Genomic DNA, 13309 nt, shown 5'->3' with positions numbered 1-13309 from the left:
AGTCCCTTGTTTTCAGACGAATTCAGGAGTGCGTTTGGCGATAAATGCGCGGATACCCTCGACGGCTTCGCCCCGCTCGAAAAGCTCTTGGATCTGCTCGACCTCGAAGCGCAATCCGTCGTGCAGGGGTCGGTCGTAGGCGGCATCGACGGTGCGCACCACGGCGAGCTGAGCAGGTGTCGACACAGCCGATAACTCATGGGCGAGTCGTAGCGCTGCCGAGCGGGCGGTTTCGCCCGGCTCGGCGAGCCGGTCGACGAGTCCGATCCAGTACGCTTCGTCCGCCTCGACCTGACGCCCGGTGAGCATGATGTCCAGGGCGCGGCCGCGGCCGACCAGGCGGGGCAGCCGCTGGGTACCTCCGGCGCCGGGGATCAGACCGAGTTTGACCTCGGGAAGTCCCAACCGGGCACCTGCCGCGGCGACGCGCATCGTGCATGCCATCGCCAGCTCGAGACCGCCGCCTAGGGCCACGCCGTCGATGGCGGCGACGGAGACCAAGGGCAGGGAGGCGAGGCGTTCAACAGCGCCGCGTAGACCGTCGCCGTAGGCGCGGAACGATGTCGCGTCTACTGAAGACATGTGCTTGATGTCCGCGCCTGCGGCGAAGAAGTCTTCCACCGCCGAACTCAACACGACGACTTTGGCGTGGGTAACCTCATCGGAATCCATCGCGGCGTGCAGACCCTTGACGATGTCTGGACTCAGGGCATTGGCTGGGGCCCCGTTCAACACGATCTCGACGATCGCCCCATTGCGTTTCCAGTCCACAGGAAGTGGTTGTCCGGTCACGGTAAACTCCTTGTGCGGCTGGTGGATTGGCTCACGCCATGGTCAGGCCGCCGCTGACGGACAGCGTCTGGCCGGTGATGTACTCCGCGGCGTCGGAGGCGAAGAACGCGACGGCGGCGGCAATGTCGGACGGCTGGGCCAGCCGCTTCATCGGCACCGCGCGGGTCATGCCGCCGATCACTTTCTCGGCGTCCTGCCCGGAAGTGTCGGCGAATTTGCGCAGTGCCGGGGTGTCGGTTGGGCCGGGGCACACGGTGTTGACGGTGACGCCTTTGGTGGCGATCTCGCGGGCCAGGGTCTTGGTGAACGCGATGATGCCGCCCTTGGCCCCGGAGTAGACGGCCTCCAGCGACGAGCCGACGCGGCCGGCGTCCGAGCCGATGTTGATCACGCGCCCGAAGCCGCGTTCGATCATGCCGGGGACGGTGGCCTGGGTGACGCGCAGAGCGCCCTTGAAGTTGATGTCGAGAATCTTGTCCCAGAAGTCTTCTGAGGTTTTCAGAAACGGCATGAAGTCGTCCCAGCCGGCGTTGTTGACCACGATCTCGATCTCGCCGAGCGCGGCTACGACCGTCTTCACAGCGGTGCGCACCGACTCGGTGTCGGTGACGTCGACAGGCACGGCGATGGCTTCACCACCGGCATCGGTGATGCGCTTGACGGTGGCTTCTGCCGCCTCCACGTTGAGGTCGGCGACGGCGACCCGGAACCCGTTGGCGCCCAATGTCTCTGAGATGCCTTGGCCGATGCCTTGGGCTCCGCCGGTGACGAGTGCGACGCGGTTGCTCATGTGTTCTCTCCTTTGAGATGACTGATGGGGTGCTCTAGTGGCAGGTCGGAGCGTCTGGGTCCGGTGTCCAGTCGATGGGTCCCGCGATGATGGAGTGGCTGGTCAGTTTTCGACCGAGGACGCTCTGGGCCGCGCGGGCGGCGTCGATGATCGCTGGCAGCGACACCCCGGTGGACACGCCCATCTCCTCGAACATGCTGATCAGATCCTCCGAGGCGATGTTTCCGGTCGAGCCGGCGGGCACTGGGCAGCCGCCGAGTTCGCCGAAGCTGGATTCGAAGCTGGTGCATCCGGCCCGAAGCGCGGCGTAGGCGTTGGCCAATCCCTGGCCGCGGGTGTTGTGGAAGTGCGCGGTGACCTCGACCCCGGGCAGTCGCTCGATGGCGGCGGCGAAGAACTCCTCCACATACGCGGGGTTGGCCATGCCGGTGGTGTCGCCGAACCCCACCTCGGTGGCGCCCGCGGCGGCGAACTGCTCAGCGATTGCGAGCACTCGATTCATCGGCACTTCGCCCTCGAACGGACAACCGTACGACGTGGCGATGACTGCGGCGCAGCGCAGATCTTCGGCAACGATGCGTTTGGCGATGATCTCGTTGTCGGCCATGGATTCGGCGATGGTCCGATTCACGTTCTTCTTATTGTGCGTCTCCGAGGCGCTGACGAAGATGGCGACCTCGGAGAACGTCTCGCGGACCCGTAGCGCGTTGTCGAGCCCTTTGCTATTGGGCACCAGCACCATCAACGACACGGCGTCGGGCAGATCGATGCCACGCAGCACCTCGACACCGTCGGACAGCTGCGGGATGACGTCGGGTCGTACAAAGCTGGCGACCTCGATGCGTTTCAGGCCGCTGCGGGCGAGCTTGTTGATCAGCGCGATCTTGTCGGCGGTGGCGATGGTTTCGGGTTCGTTCTGAAATCCGTCGCGCGGGCCGACTTCGCGGATCTCGACGTGGTTCGGAAGGTTCACGGACCTGTCCTCTCTTGGTCGAGCTGGTCTCGAAACTCTGGGGCGGCGATCGCGATCATCCGTTGAACCCGCTCCCCGATGCTGCAGCCGCGAAGATGTGCGACGCCGTGCTCGGTCACCACGGCGTCGACGTCGGAGCGCGACGTGGTCACCGACCCGCCATCGAGTGCGGTCTTGATCGTGGACTGACCGCCGGATGTGGCACGCAGCGCAATGATCGACCGCTTGCCCGTTAGCGCGGCAGCCCTTGCGAAGTCGACCTGTCCGCCGACTGCGCCGACGTACACGCCGCGGCTGACCTCGGCGCCCACCTGTCCGGTCAGGTCGACCTCAACGGCGAAATTCACTGACACAAGCGAACGCAGCTGCCAAAGCACCTGCGGGCTATGGGTGTAACTCGTCGGCAGGAACCTGGCCGGCAACTCGGGGACGCGGTTGTACAGCTCGGCCGAACCCAGTGCAGTACCGGCGACGATCAGCCCGGGGTCGATCTCCTTGCGCTTGCCGGTCGCCACGCCCTTGTCGACAAGCCGGACCAGACCGTCGGTCACCATGCCGGTGTGGAATCCCAAATCCTCGTGTCCGGCTAGCGCGTCGAGCACTGCCGCGCCGAGCGAACCGACCCCCAGCTGCACGGTGTCGCCGTCGTCGACGAGTTCGGCGATGTGCGCGGCGATGCTCTGTTCGGTGACGCCCGGTGCGCGGGTGGGATCTTCGGGCAGCGGCCGGTCGGTGGTAATGGTCGCCGCGAACCGGTCGAGCGGAATCCGTGGCGTGCCAACGGTAACCGGCATCCGCTGGTTGACCTCGGCGATGAGGACAGGTGTGTGCCGCAGTGCATCGGCGACATAGTCGACACCGATGCCTAGCGAACACTTCCCGTGTTCGTCGGGCGGCGAGACCTGCAGCAGGCCCACGTCACTGGGCAGCCGGCCTTCGGCGAACATCCGCGGCAGCGCCGAGTAATGGCACGGGACTACCTGCAGGCGTCCGGACCGGCTGAGTTCCCGAAGCTCGCCGAGCCCGCCGTAGGAGACCATCGACACCCGGCTGGGCATCGTGACAGCGAGCTGGTCGTTCCAGCTCAGCCCGGTGAAGGTGCGGATCGGGCCGATGCGGGGGTTCTGGGCGATCAGCGCGTCGACGAGTGGGCGGGGTTCGGCTGCTGCCTGACCCCACCAGACGCCTGCGCCCGGGCCCAAGTACTGGCTGAAGTCGATCACCTCGGCACCCGCTGGATCAGCGTCGCTGTGCCCAGACCCCCGCCGCAACACATCGTCACCAGTCCGAGATCGCCTTCGCGGCGTTCGAGTTCGGCCACCAAGGATGCGATGAGCCGGGCGCCGGTTGCGCCGACGGCGTGGCCCAGTGCGATGGCTCCGCCGTTGACATTCACGCGGTCGGCGTCGGGAAGCAGTTCGCGTTGCCATGCCAGTACCACCGAGGAGAATGCCTCGTTGACCTCGAACAGATCGATGTCGTCGATGCCCAGGTCGTTGCGCTGCAACAGCTTCCAGCTCGCGGGGATCGGCCCGGTCAGCATGATGATCGGATCCACACCGACGGTGGTCTGGTCGACAACGCGGGCGCGCACCCGCAGGTCGAGCCGACGCGCGGCACCACCGGAGCACAGCAGCACCGCCGCGGCGCCGTCGCTGATCGGCGACGAGGATCCGGCGGTGATCCGCCCGCCTTCCTTACGGAATACCGGCTTCAGATTGGCCAGCGTCTCCACGGTGGTGTCCGGGCGCACACACTGGTCGGCGTGGCGCAGTTGACCGTCGAGGGTCATCGGGACCATCTCGGCCATGAACCGGCCGTCGGCGATCGCCTTGGCGGCGTTCTGGTGGGACCGCGCCGCGAAAGCGTCCATCTCGTCGCGGCCCAGCTGCCAGCGGTCGGCGATAAGCTCGGCGCTTTCACCCTGATGGACGAAGCTGTACTGGTCGCGCAGCTCAGCGGGCCACGGGTCGCCGTACAGTTCGGAGATCTTGCCAGGGGAGTCGATGGGCACGTGGCCCATGTGTTCGACGCCGCCGGCGATCACCACGTCATGGGTGCCCGAGGCTACCAGCGCCGCAGCCATCTCAACCGCGGTCTGCGCCGACCCGCAGCGCCGGTCGAGCGTGGTGGCCGGCACCTCGGCCGGATAGCCGGCCTGTAGCCAGGCGTTGCGGGCGATGTTGCGCGACTGTTCACCGAACGGGGCGGTGCAGCCGATCACCAGATCCTCGACCAGTGCGGGTTCGATCCCGCTGCGCGCGATCAGCTCGGAGTAGCAGGCCGCCAGCATCGCGTTGGGGTGGATATCGCGGTACCAGCCTCGCTCCGGATGCGACTTGCCGGTGGGCGTGCGTACGGCCTCGGCTATGTAGACCGCGCGGCCCGTCGCGGCGAAGGGTCCGGTGATGGTGTGGGCCATCAGATCACCGTCCCGCCGTCAACAGGCAAGACCTGCCCAGTGATGTAGGACGCAGCGTCAGAGGCGAGGAACACGAACGTTGGAGCGATCTCGTCGGGGAAGGCCCAGCGCCCCAGGGGGATTCGCGCGAGAGTCTTTGCGGCCAGCTTTTCGTTGCTGCGGATGTTCGCGGTCATCGGCGTTGCCGCCAGCGGAGCGACCGCGTTGACGGTGATGGCCTTGCGCGCGAGCTCGCGGGCCAACGACTTCGTCAGACCTACGATGCCCGCCTTGGCCGCCCCATAGTTGGCCTGCCCGATCGTTCCTGTCAGACCCGCCGCAGACGTGACGTTGATGATCCGCCCGGTGCCGTCGACCGGCAGGTGCGGCAGCGCCGCCTGGCTGCAGACGAAACTGCCGCCGAGGTGGATGTCGACGATGCGGCGGAAGTCGTCGGCCGACATGTCGGCGAACATCGCAGGCGCAATAGCTCCAGCGTTGTTGACCAAGATATGAAGGGTTCCGTTACCCAATTCGGCGGCCGCCGCAGCCGCTTCAGTCGCCGCGGCGGAATCTCGCACGTCGAGGACGAAGGGCTGCGCGGCACCTCCGTCGGAGGTGATGGCCGCTGCGGTAGTCACCGCCGCGTCCTTGTCGATGTCGGTGACGAGGACCGTGGCGCCGGCTGCGGAGAACGCACGGGCGATCGCCTGACCGACTCCGCTACCCGCCCCGGTCACCAGCGCCGAGCGCCCGTCCAGCCGGAACACGTCGCGTTGCGGGGTCATCAGTAGCTCCTCGGCAGGCCGAGCACGTGGGATCCGAGGTAGTTGAGGATCATTTCCTGGCTGATGGGGGCGATCCGCGTCAGCCGCGCCTCGCGGAAGTACCGGGCCACGTGGTACTCCTCCGAGTAGCCCATGCCTCCGTGTGTTTGCAGCGCGCGATCCGCGGCGTCGAATCCGGCGTCGGCGCACAGGTACTTGGCCGTATTGGCCTCGCGTGCACAGGGTTTCCCGTTGTCGTAGAGCCAGGTGGCCTTGCGCAAAACGAGTTCGGCTGCGTCCAGGCGGGCCAGCGAGTCGGCCAGCGGAAACTGAATCCCCTGGTTCATTCCGATCGGCCTGCCGAACACCTCACGTTCGTTGCCGTAGCGGACCGCCGTGCGCAGCGCCGCCCGGCCGATTCCCAGCGCCTCCGCCGCGATGAGGCACCGTTCCGGGTTCAGGCCGTCGAGGATGTACTTGAAGCCCTGGCCCTCCTCGCCGACGCGGTCCTCGACGGGAATCTCGAGTCCGTCGATGAACAGTTCGTTGGAGGTGACGGCGTTGCGGCCCATCTTGGCGATCGGCTTGATGTCGACCTTGCTGCGGTCCAGGTCGGTCATGAACAGCGTCAGGCCATCGGTCTTGCGCGCGACGTCCTCGAACTTGGTGGTGCGGGTCAGCAGCAGGATCTTCTCTGATTCAACGGCTTTGGAGATCCAGACCTTGCGGCCGTTGACGATGTAGCGATCGCCCTCGCGCCGTGCGAACGTGGTAATCCGGGTGGTGTCCAGGCCCGCGCCCGGTTCGGTGACGCCGAAGCACACGTGCAGCTCACCGGTGACTATTCGGGGCAGTGTGCGGGCCTTGAGTTCCTCGGACCCGTGCACGATCACCGGATGCATACCGAAGATCGACATGTGCATCGAGCTGGCGCCGTTCATGCCTGCGCCGCTGGCGGCGACCTCTTCCAACAGGATTGAGGCCTCGGTGATACCGAAGCCGTGGCCGCCGTACTGCTCCGGTGTGGTGATTCCGAGCCAGCCGCCCTCGGCGAACGCGTCGTAGAACTCGGTGGGGAACTCGTGACGCTGGTCTTTGGTCATCCAGTAGTGGTCATCGAACTTCGCTGCCAGCTCAGCGACGGCCGCGCGGATCGTCTGCTGATCCTCGTTCAACTCGAAGTCCACATTGATCTCCGCTCGACGTTACAGGGATAGACAACCTATGTGTCGAATTATACTAATGGACAGACCAAAATGGAAGTGGCTGACGCTCGGGCTTCGGGCCCCTGGTCAGGCTGGGACGGGAACGAGTGGCAGTGCGTCGGCGATACGTTCGTTCCATGCCGCGGGTGTGCCGAACAACACGCGGTCGAGCTTGGCACGCTTGTAGAACAGGTGCAGGTCGTGCTCCCACGTGTAGCCGATGGCGCCGTGAAGGGTCAGCGCGCTGTCGGCAAGTTCGGCGGCGTGACCGGTGACTTGGGCCTTGGCCACTGCGGCGTGTGTGGCGCATTCGGCAAGAGCTTCTTGGACCGATTGCGCCGCGTAGAACGCGATGGACATCGAGGACTCCACGGTGACAAGCATCTGGGCGGCGGCGTGCTTGACGGCTTGGAAGGAGCCGATCGGCTGGCCGAACTGTTGGCGTTGCTTGCTGTAGTCGACGGTCAGTTGGAGCATGCGTTCGCAGGCGCCCAGCGCGTCGGCGGCGACGAGAACAGCTGCTCTGCTTGTCATTTCGTTCATCGCGGCGTGCCCGTCGACATTCAACCGGTGTGCTGCGACTTCGTCGAGGCTGACGTCAGCGACGTCTCGTGAGCGATCCAGCAGTGGCCGCGGGTGAACTCCCACGCCGGCGGCTGCGTTGTCCACGAGCCAAAGCTGCGTCTCCTCGCCCTGGCGTACGGGTACCACGAATCGCCGGGCCCTGGCGCCACCGAGCACGCAGGGTATCCGTCCGTGCAACTGATCGCCGCGGGCGTGCACGGATGTCGTTGCCGGCATCCGGTCAGCTTGAATGGCCAGCGCGGTGACTTCACCGGCCTCCACTGTGGCCCGCAGCACGTCTGCCTCCTCTGCGAGCACCGGTGCGACGATGGCCGATTGCAGCCAGCCGGCCGACGGCGCCGCGGCACGGCCTAGTTCGCGTGCCGTGAGCGCGAGCTCCAACACGCCGCCGCCCTGGCCGCCGAGGTCTTCGGCGAAACCGACTCCGGCCCAGCCCTCCTCGACGAAGAGGCGCTCGAAGCGCGCAAGATCGCCGGTTTCCAGCCAATCGCGGACCGCCGAGGGTTGGGCGCGCTCGTGGACCCATTCCCGCAGCGAGGCAACAAAAAGTTCCTGTTCTTCGGAAAGCTCCCAGTGCATCGGCGTTGCTCCTATCGCACGCAAACCCGTTCGGCGCACGGGCCGACCAAATAAATGGTATCTTAGGTCTGACCATAATCCATGAGGTGGACGCGATGGAAGCACCAGAACCCGCCACACACGTACGATCCGACCTCAAGCTGAGCCCGGTCGCCGTCCCCAAAGCGTCCGATGTACTCGCCGGCCAGCTGCGCGAACGGATCCTCAACGGCGAACTCCTAGAGGGTGCCCCGCTTCCAGCGGAGCGTGAGTTGGTCAAACAGACCCAGATGAGCCGGGCCACGGTACGGGAGGCGCTGCGCATCCTCGAGGTGCAAAACCTCGTTCGCGTGAAGGCGGGGCGCGCGGGCGGAGCGTTCGTCCAGCGGCCCACGACCAAATCGATCGCGAACTCGGTGAGCATGCTCATCCGTGGCCGCCACATCAAGTTGATCGACCTGATGGAGACCCGAGAGGCGTTGGAGCCGTTCTGCGCCGAACTTGCCGCGCGCAACCGAACGAGTGATGACCTCGCCGTGCTGGACCGGGCCAACGAGGAAATCGCAGATCCCGACGCCGACCTCGAGCAGTTTCTGCGCTCCAATCTGGATTGGCATGTGGGTGTCGCGGTCGCCAGCCATAACGAGCTGCTGATCGGCTTCATGATCGCGTTGTCCGAGGCGATCTATGCCGGCACCGAGGATGAAGGCTTCGTCGATATTCAAGTGCGCGCGGTGACCACCACTGCACACCGGATGATCACCAGCGCGATCCGTGATCGCGACACCGAGGCGGCCGAACGGCGCATGCGCAAGCACGTGCACGGCTACGCCGACGCATTGGCCGAATCCGACGAGCGCGAAGCAATCGTCGTCGGCGACGCCGCCGCCGTAGGCGAATAGCTCCCGGCCGCAGGGCGTCGGGCGATGACCCGACACGGAGACCAAAAGGCGCTCCTTCGCGGGAAGCCCGGCTGCGCCGCATCGGCCACGATGGCGAATGACTTGGAAGCCGCGAGGTATCCCGTGTGAGCCCTGCTGAACCGCCAGACTTGACTATCGACGATCTTGGCCCGTGCACGATCGCCTCGACAACGACATCTCGTTCATCGACATGTCGTTCGGATTCGACACAGCTGTCGAGGCCGCCCGACAAGCCACCCGGGCGGCATACGTGGAGGCGTCGTGCCATCGGTCCGGCATCGGTCTGGTGAAGTTGATGGGCCTCGACTCCGGCTTCATCGCCAGCTTCGCCACGCTGGCAGATACCCAGGTCGGTTTGTGTCTCATCCCCGAAGTCGCCTTCACCATCGACGGCGTCGTGCGTGCGGCCGCAGAGCACATCGTCCGAGATGGATACGTGGTGATCGTCGTAGCTGAAGGAGCGGGCCAAGACCTGTTGGCGCAGACGGCCGAGCGCGATGCGTCGGGCAACCGCCACCAGGCGGATATCGGCGCGCACCTGCGAGACATACTTCCGGAAGCCTTTCGGGCGCGCGGGATGTCGGCGAGCCTGAAATACATCGACCCGAGCTACATGATCCGCAGCCTGCCTGCCAATGCGCGGGATTCCAACTTCTGCCTTCGCCTGGGGCATGCCGCCGTCCACGCCGGTATGGCAGGTAAGACCGACGTTGTCGTCGGCTCGTGGCGACGTCGGTTGACTCATGTGCCGATTCCGACGGCGATCTCGTCCCGCAAGAAGGTCGACACTAATGGTTACCTGTGGCAGACGGTGCTGTCGGTGACGGGGCAGGCCGACGACCTGCTCTCCGATGTCCCAGGTTGACGCGGTGCCATCTGCACCCGGCGAGATGCTCGGAAGACCCCCAAGGGGGAGAGCAAAGTGTGCTCATTAGGGGGTAGCTGCCGGCGCTGGAACGGGCGACGATGGGTTTCTGACTCAGAAGCCAGCAGGGACTTCGATCGTCAATCCCCTCGCACACGATGAAAAGGAGCAGGTCCGATGGCAACACATGCCGAACCCGCCATCTCGGCCCACGCGCGTGACTTGTCGCCGTACCCGACCGACTACAGGTCGTGGAAGATTCTGGCGTGGACCGGCCCGGTTTTCCTGTTCGCGGTCTTCGTTCTCTGGGGGATTCTCGCTGACAACATGCCGCCGTTCCCGGCCAGTGCGACGCCGATCGAGGTCAAGGAGCACTTCCTGGACCTCAGGCCCCGTCTGTTGATTGCGTTGAGCCTCTGTCTCACGATGACCGCCTTGTACATGTCGTTTAGCGTGGCGGTCGCGCGGGTGATGGAACGGATCGAGGGTCCCGGCGGTCTGTTGTCCAAGCTCGAGATGATGGGCGGAACGATAACCTGTGCGCCCGTCATGTTGACCATGGCGATCTGGTTGACCGCCGCGCACGAGGTCAACAACCTCAGCCCCGAGATCATGCACATGCTCTACTGGTTTGGCTGGCTCACGTTCGATTTGGCGTACTTCGTCACGTCATTCCAGATCGCCGCCATCAGCATCGTGTTCATGCGGGACAAGCGGGAGAAAAAGCTGGTCCCCGACGCCGTTAGCTGGTGGGGCTGGGTCACCTTCGCGTCGTTCTTCGCGGTCAGTGCGATCCCGTTCGTCACCACCGGTCCATTGGCCTTCAACGGCGTGATCAGCTTCTGGATCGCGTTCTTCACATGGTTCTTTTGGATCCCGAGCCTGTCCTTCTTCATCATCAAGGCCATCCCCCGGCTGAAGGCCGAGGACGAGGCCGCGGGGCGCGTGAACGCTTAGCCCGTCGGCGTGGAGGTCCTTACGACCGACCGTGTGAAACCCAGGCGCCTTCCCGGTGTGGACGGCATCTGGGTCTTCATCGGCGCGGACTCGGTCATATTCGCGATCCTGTTCTTGAGCTTCATGCAGGATCGGCTCAAGAATCCGGCCACCTTCGAGGCCTCCCGGCAGACGCTCAACATGAACTTGGGCGGAATCGACACGATCATTCTGCTGACCAGCTCCTGGTCGGTCGCCCTTGCCGTGCAGGCCATGAAACGTGATCAGATCGACCGCGAGCCTCGCCTGCTGCTCGGGGGAGCGGTCACCGGTCTGATGTTCGTGGCGTCCAAGTCGATCGAGTATTTCGAGAAGTTCGCCCACGACATCACCCCCGGCACCAACCCGTTCTACATGTGGTACTTCACGCTGACCGGGATCCACCTCATACACGTCGTCGTTGGCACCAGCCTGCTTACCTATCTGTGGGTCAGGTCCCGGCGCGGTACCTACGACCACTTGCACCGGGCCGTGCCGGAAAGTGTGGCGTCCTACTGGCACCTGGTCGACCTGTTGTGGATCGTGCTGTTTCCCCTCCTCTACCTGATGAAGGCAGTCTGATGTCGGTATTGCGCGAGCGGGTCACCTGGGTGTGGTTGGGCTTGGTGGCGTTGACGTGCGTGACGACGTGGGGGCTGTCCAAGGACATGTTCACCCCCGCGGTCGCGGTCGTCGGGACCTTCATCATCGCTGCGGTGAAGGTCAGGTACGTGATGCTGGACTTCATGGAGCTGCGATATGCGCCGATCCCGGTTCGTATCGCGTTCGAGGCCTGGCCCTTCGCCGTGGCCGCGATGATCCTCGGCTTCTGGTTTGCAACGCCCTAGCGCCGAACCCGTCATGGACTCGCCAAGCCGCGGTCGCTCGCCTGAGTGCTGAACCGGTTGCAAACTAGCGGTTTCAACTCCCAGGTCCAGGTTCATGTGCGACGAAATGGAATCGCATTATGGCCTGACCATAATAACTATTGACTGACACCCATTGGCATGCCAATCTATTTGCGAGCAGGCCGTTAGCTGACGGCGCGAGACCCAAAGGAGGAACAGGCCGCAGCAGACGGAGTCGGCGACGCGCGTGGGATACGGGGAGTGCCTGCACGCTCAGTTGAGTCCTGATCGGCGAAAGGGTGCGCAGCAGCCTGTAATTCGTCAAGTCCACACGGTGGCAACGCCGCCGAGATCAGCGCATGCGGTCCAGGGGGAGGTGCGCTGTTGGCGTGCCTGGCGCGTCGAGAGGACGGCGATAATGATCTTGGCAGTGATCCGGGGCCAGCGGACGCCGCCGTACAAGACGGCCGGCTTGGTGCTTTCGGTGCAGCTTGGCATCATCGCCAAAGTGGCCGACGACAGTGGGGCGTCGGCCATGCCGACGTATGGCGACGTTATCGGCGCGGCAGAATGCCCGGCGCGTTTCCCACAGCGGTCCCAGCCCCTCCTCAAGGCATACCGCGTTGTGCACGATGAGTGCGCTGAGCCGTTCCGGCCGACGCAGTGCCAGACGCATGCCGACGGGCCCGCCGTAGTCCTGCACGACGAGCGCGTAGCGGTCCAGCGACATCTCGTCGGCGAACCGTTCGATGTAGTCGGCGATGCGGTCGAACGTGTAGCTGAAGCTATCCGCGGGCGGCGCATCGCTGTGGCCGAACCCAGGGTAGTCAGGAGCGACCATCCGGTAACGCTCCGCGAGTCGGTCGATCAGCGGCTGCCACATCCTCGATGACGACGGGAAGCCATGCAGCAGCAATACCGCAGGCGCACCGGGTGGGCCAGCCTCGCGATAGAACACATTCAGGCCGTCAATCGTGACGGTCCGGTAGCGCGTCCGCATTATGCGAGCTCGAACCCCCATCCCCGGCAGCCAACGCTCACCAGCTTGGCAGCACCTTCCCAGGAGGCTTGCAGCACAACGTAGCTCGGGCGAAGGCGTTTCACGCCTCTCTGTGGTACTTGGAGAGCGCCAGCGCGAGAAGGACCGACGTCACGAGGTTGTAGGCGCTCAATACGCCGTACAGAAAGCTGTCACGCGGGTCGAAGCCCAGAACGCCCGGCGCGTGATGTGCGACATTGCTCGCGCAGACGAACGTCAACGCCGCCCACCCAAAACCTGTGAGTGTGCTGAAGATTAGCGCTGCCCGTCGACCAAGGCAGGCAAGAAGCGCCATGGTGCCGACGATCAACAGTAGGCCGGCATGCAGCGGCGTTACCTTGAGCCCCAGCATGGGGATGCCGTCCGCGCCGAAGCTGCTGTATCCCATCGACCAGGCCAACGCGACGCCACCGAGCACGCCGATCACCAGTCCCTCGACCATCAACAACCCTTGCCCCGCACGGGAGCTCAGTCCATCTTTTTCTGTGGGCTGCATCGCGTCGCCAGCGGCGAGCCGTACCCGCGGCTCGCCGACTGTCGTCGTGTGGCGGACAATGCCTCCAACCTTTCCCACGTTCCCAAGCTTGC

15 protein-coding genes are annotated in these 13309 nt (G+C 64.9%); 5 read left to right on the top strand and 10 right to left on the bottom strand.

Going from position 1 to position 13309, the window contains the following annotated elements; all coding sequences use genetic code 11:
• Positions 1-12 precede the first annotated feature (12 nt).
• From MYCSM_RS22430 to MYCSM_RS22395, 8 genes are all read right to left on the bottom strand, one after another.
• Entirely contained in the window at positions 13-792 is a 780-nt protein-coding gene (locus tag MYCSM_RS22430) for an enoyl-CoA hydratase/isomerase family protein (protein ID WP_015308460.1), read from the bottom strand.
• Between the two features lie 31 nt (positions 793-823).
• Positions 824-1582, bottom strand: coding sequence for an SDR family NAD(P)-dependent oxidoreductase (locus tag MYCSM_RS22425; protein WP_015308459.1), 759 nt, complete (start codon positions 1580-1582; stop codon positions 824-826).
• Positions 1583-1616: 34 nt separating this feature from the next.
• Complete coding sequence (locus MYCSM_RS22420) at positions 1617-2555, bottom strand: hydroxymethylglutaryl-CoA lyase (RefSeq protein WP_015308458.1); 939 nt, start codon at positions 2553-2555, stop codon at positions 1617-1619.
• A complete protein-coding gene (locus MYCSM_RS22415; protein ID WP_015308457.1) occupies positions 2552-3778 on the bottom strand; it encodes an acetyl-CoA hydrolase/transferase family protein in 1227 nt (408 codons plus the stop codon). The genes MYCSM_RS22420 and MYCSM_RS22415 overlap by 4 nt, the downstream gene beginning before the upstream one ends.
• Positions 3775-4977, bottom strand: a complete 1203-nt coding sequence (locus MYCSM_RS22410; RefSeq protein WP_015308456.1) for a thiolase family protein — start codon at positions 4975-4977, stop codon at positions 3775-3777. Before MYCSM_RS22410 ends, MYCSM_RS22415 begins: the two co-directional genes overlap by 4 nt.
• Positions 4977-5744 carry an SDR family NAD(P)-dependent oxidoreductase gene (locus tag MYCSM_RS22405; protein WP_015308455.1) on the bottom strand — a complete coding sequence of 256 codons (768 nt, stop codon included), beginning with the start codon at positions 5742-5744 and terminating at the stop codon, positions 4977-4979. Before MYCSM_RS22405 ends, MYCSM_RS22410 begins: the two co-directional genes overlap by 1 nt.
• Positions 5744-6910, bottom strand: coding sequence for an acyl-CoA dehydrogenase family protein (locus MYCSM_RS22400; protein WP_015308454.1), 1167 nt, complete (start codon positions 6908-6910; stop codon positions 5744-5746). The genes MYCSM_RS22405 and MYCSM_RS22400 overlap by 1 nt, the downstream gene beginning before the upstream one ends.
• A 105-nt stretch (positions 6911-7015) precedes the next feature.
• The gene (locus tag MYCSM_RS22395; protein ID WP_015308453.1) at positions 7016-8092 is read right to left on the bottom strand and encodes an acyl-CoA dehydrogenase family protein; all 1077 of its coding nucleotides are present in this window, start codon (positions 8090-8092) and stop codon (positions 7016-7018) included.
• A gap of 95 nt (positions 8093-8187) precedes the next feature.
• On the opposite strand from MYCSM_RS22395, the gene MYCSM_RS22390 reads away from it, so the two are divergent.
• The 5 genes from MYCSM_RS22390 (at position 8188) to MYCSM_RS22370 (ending at position 11682) form a co-directional block, all read left to right on the top strand.
• Positions 8188-8973: a FadR/GntR family transcriptional regulator gene (locus tag MYCSM_RS22390; RefSeq protein ID WP_015308452.1), complete on the top strand. Its 786-nt coding sequence runs from the start codon at positions 8188-8190 to the stop codon at positions 8971-8973.
• Positions 8974-9145: 172 nt separating this feature from the next.
• A complete protein-coding gene (locus tag MYCSM_RS22385; protein ID WP_051073799.1) occupies positions 9146-9859 on the top strand; it encodes a 6-phosphofructokinase in 714 nt (237 codons plus the stop codon).
• A 177-nt stretch (positions 9860-10036) separates the two neighbouring features.
• The gene (locus MYCSM_RS22380) at positions 10037-10816 is read left to right on the top strand and encodes a hypothetical protein (RefSeq protein WP_015308451.1); all 780 of its coding nucleotides are present in this window, start codon (positions 10037-10039) and stop codon (positions 10814-10816) included.
• Between the two features lie 33 nt (positions 10817-10849).
• Positions 10850-11416 (top strand): cytochrome c oxidase subunit 3, encoded by a 567-nt coding sequence (locus tag MYCSM_RS22375; RefSeq protein ID WP_157681378.1) that lies wholly within the window; start codon positions 10850-10852, stop codon positions 11414-11416.
• Positions 11416-11682 (top strand): cytochrome C oxidase subunit IV family protein, encoded by a 267-nt coding sequence (locus tag MYCSM_RS22370; protein ID WP_015308449.1) that lies wholly within the window; start codon positions 11416-11418, stop codon positions 11680-11682. The genes MYCSM_RS22375 and MYCSM_RS22370 overlap by 1 nt, the downstream gene beginning before the upstream one ends.
• Before the next feature lie 352 nt (positions 11683-12034).
• On the opposite strand, the gene MYCSM_RS22365 is transcribed toward MYCSM_RS22370, so the two are convergent.
• Entirely contained in the window at positions 12035-12682 is a 648-nt protein-coding gene (locus tag MYCSM_RS22365) for an alpha/beta fold hydrolase (RefSeq protein WP_015308448.1), read from the bottom strand.
• Between the two features lie 100 nt (positions 12683-12782).
• Positions 12783-13295 (bottom strand): hypothetical protein, encoded by a 513-nt coding sequence (locus MYCSM_RS22360; protein WP_041312550.1) that lies wholly within the window; start codon positions 13293-13295, stop codon positions 12783-12785.
• Positions 13296-13309: the final 14 nt, after the last annotated feature.

This window comes from Mycobacterium sp. JS623 (assembly GCF_000328565.1).
GTDB lineage: Bacteria > Actinomycetota > Actinomycetes > Mycobacteriales > Mycobacteriaceae > Mycobacterium.
This window is presented reverse-complemented; position numbering and strand designations above follow the sequence as displayed.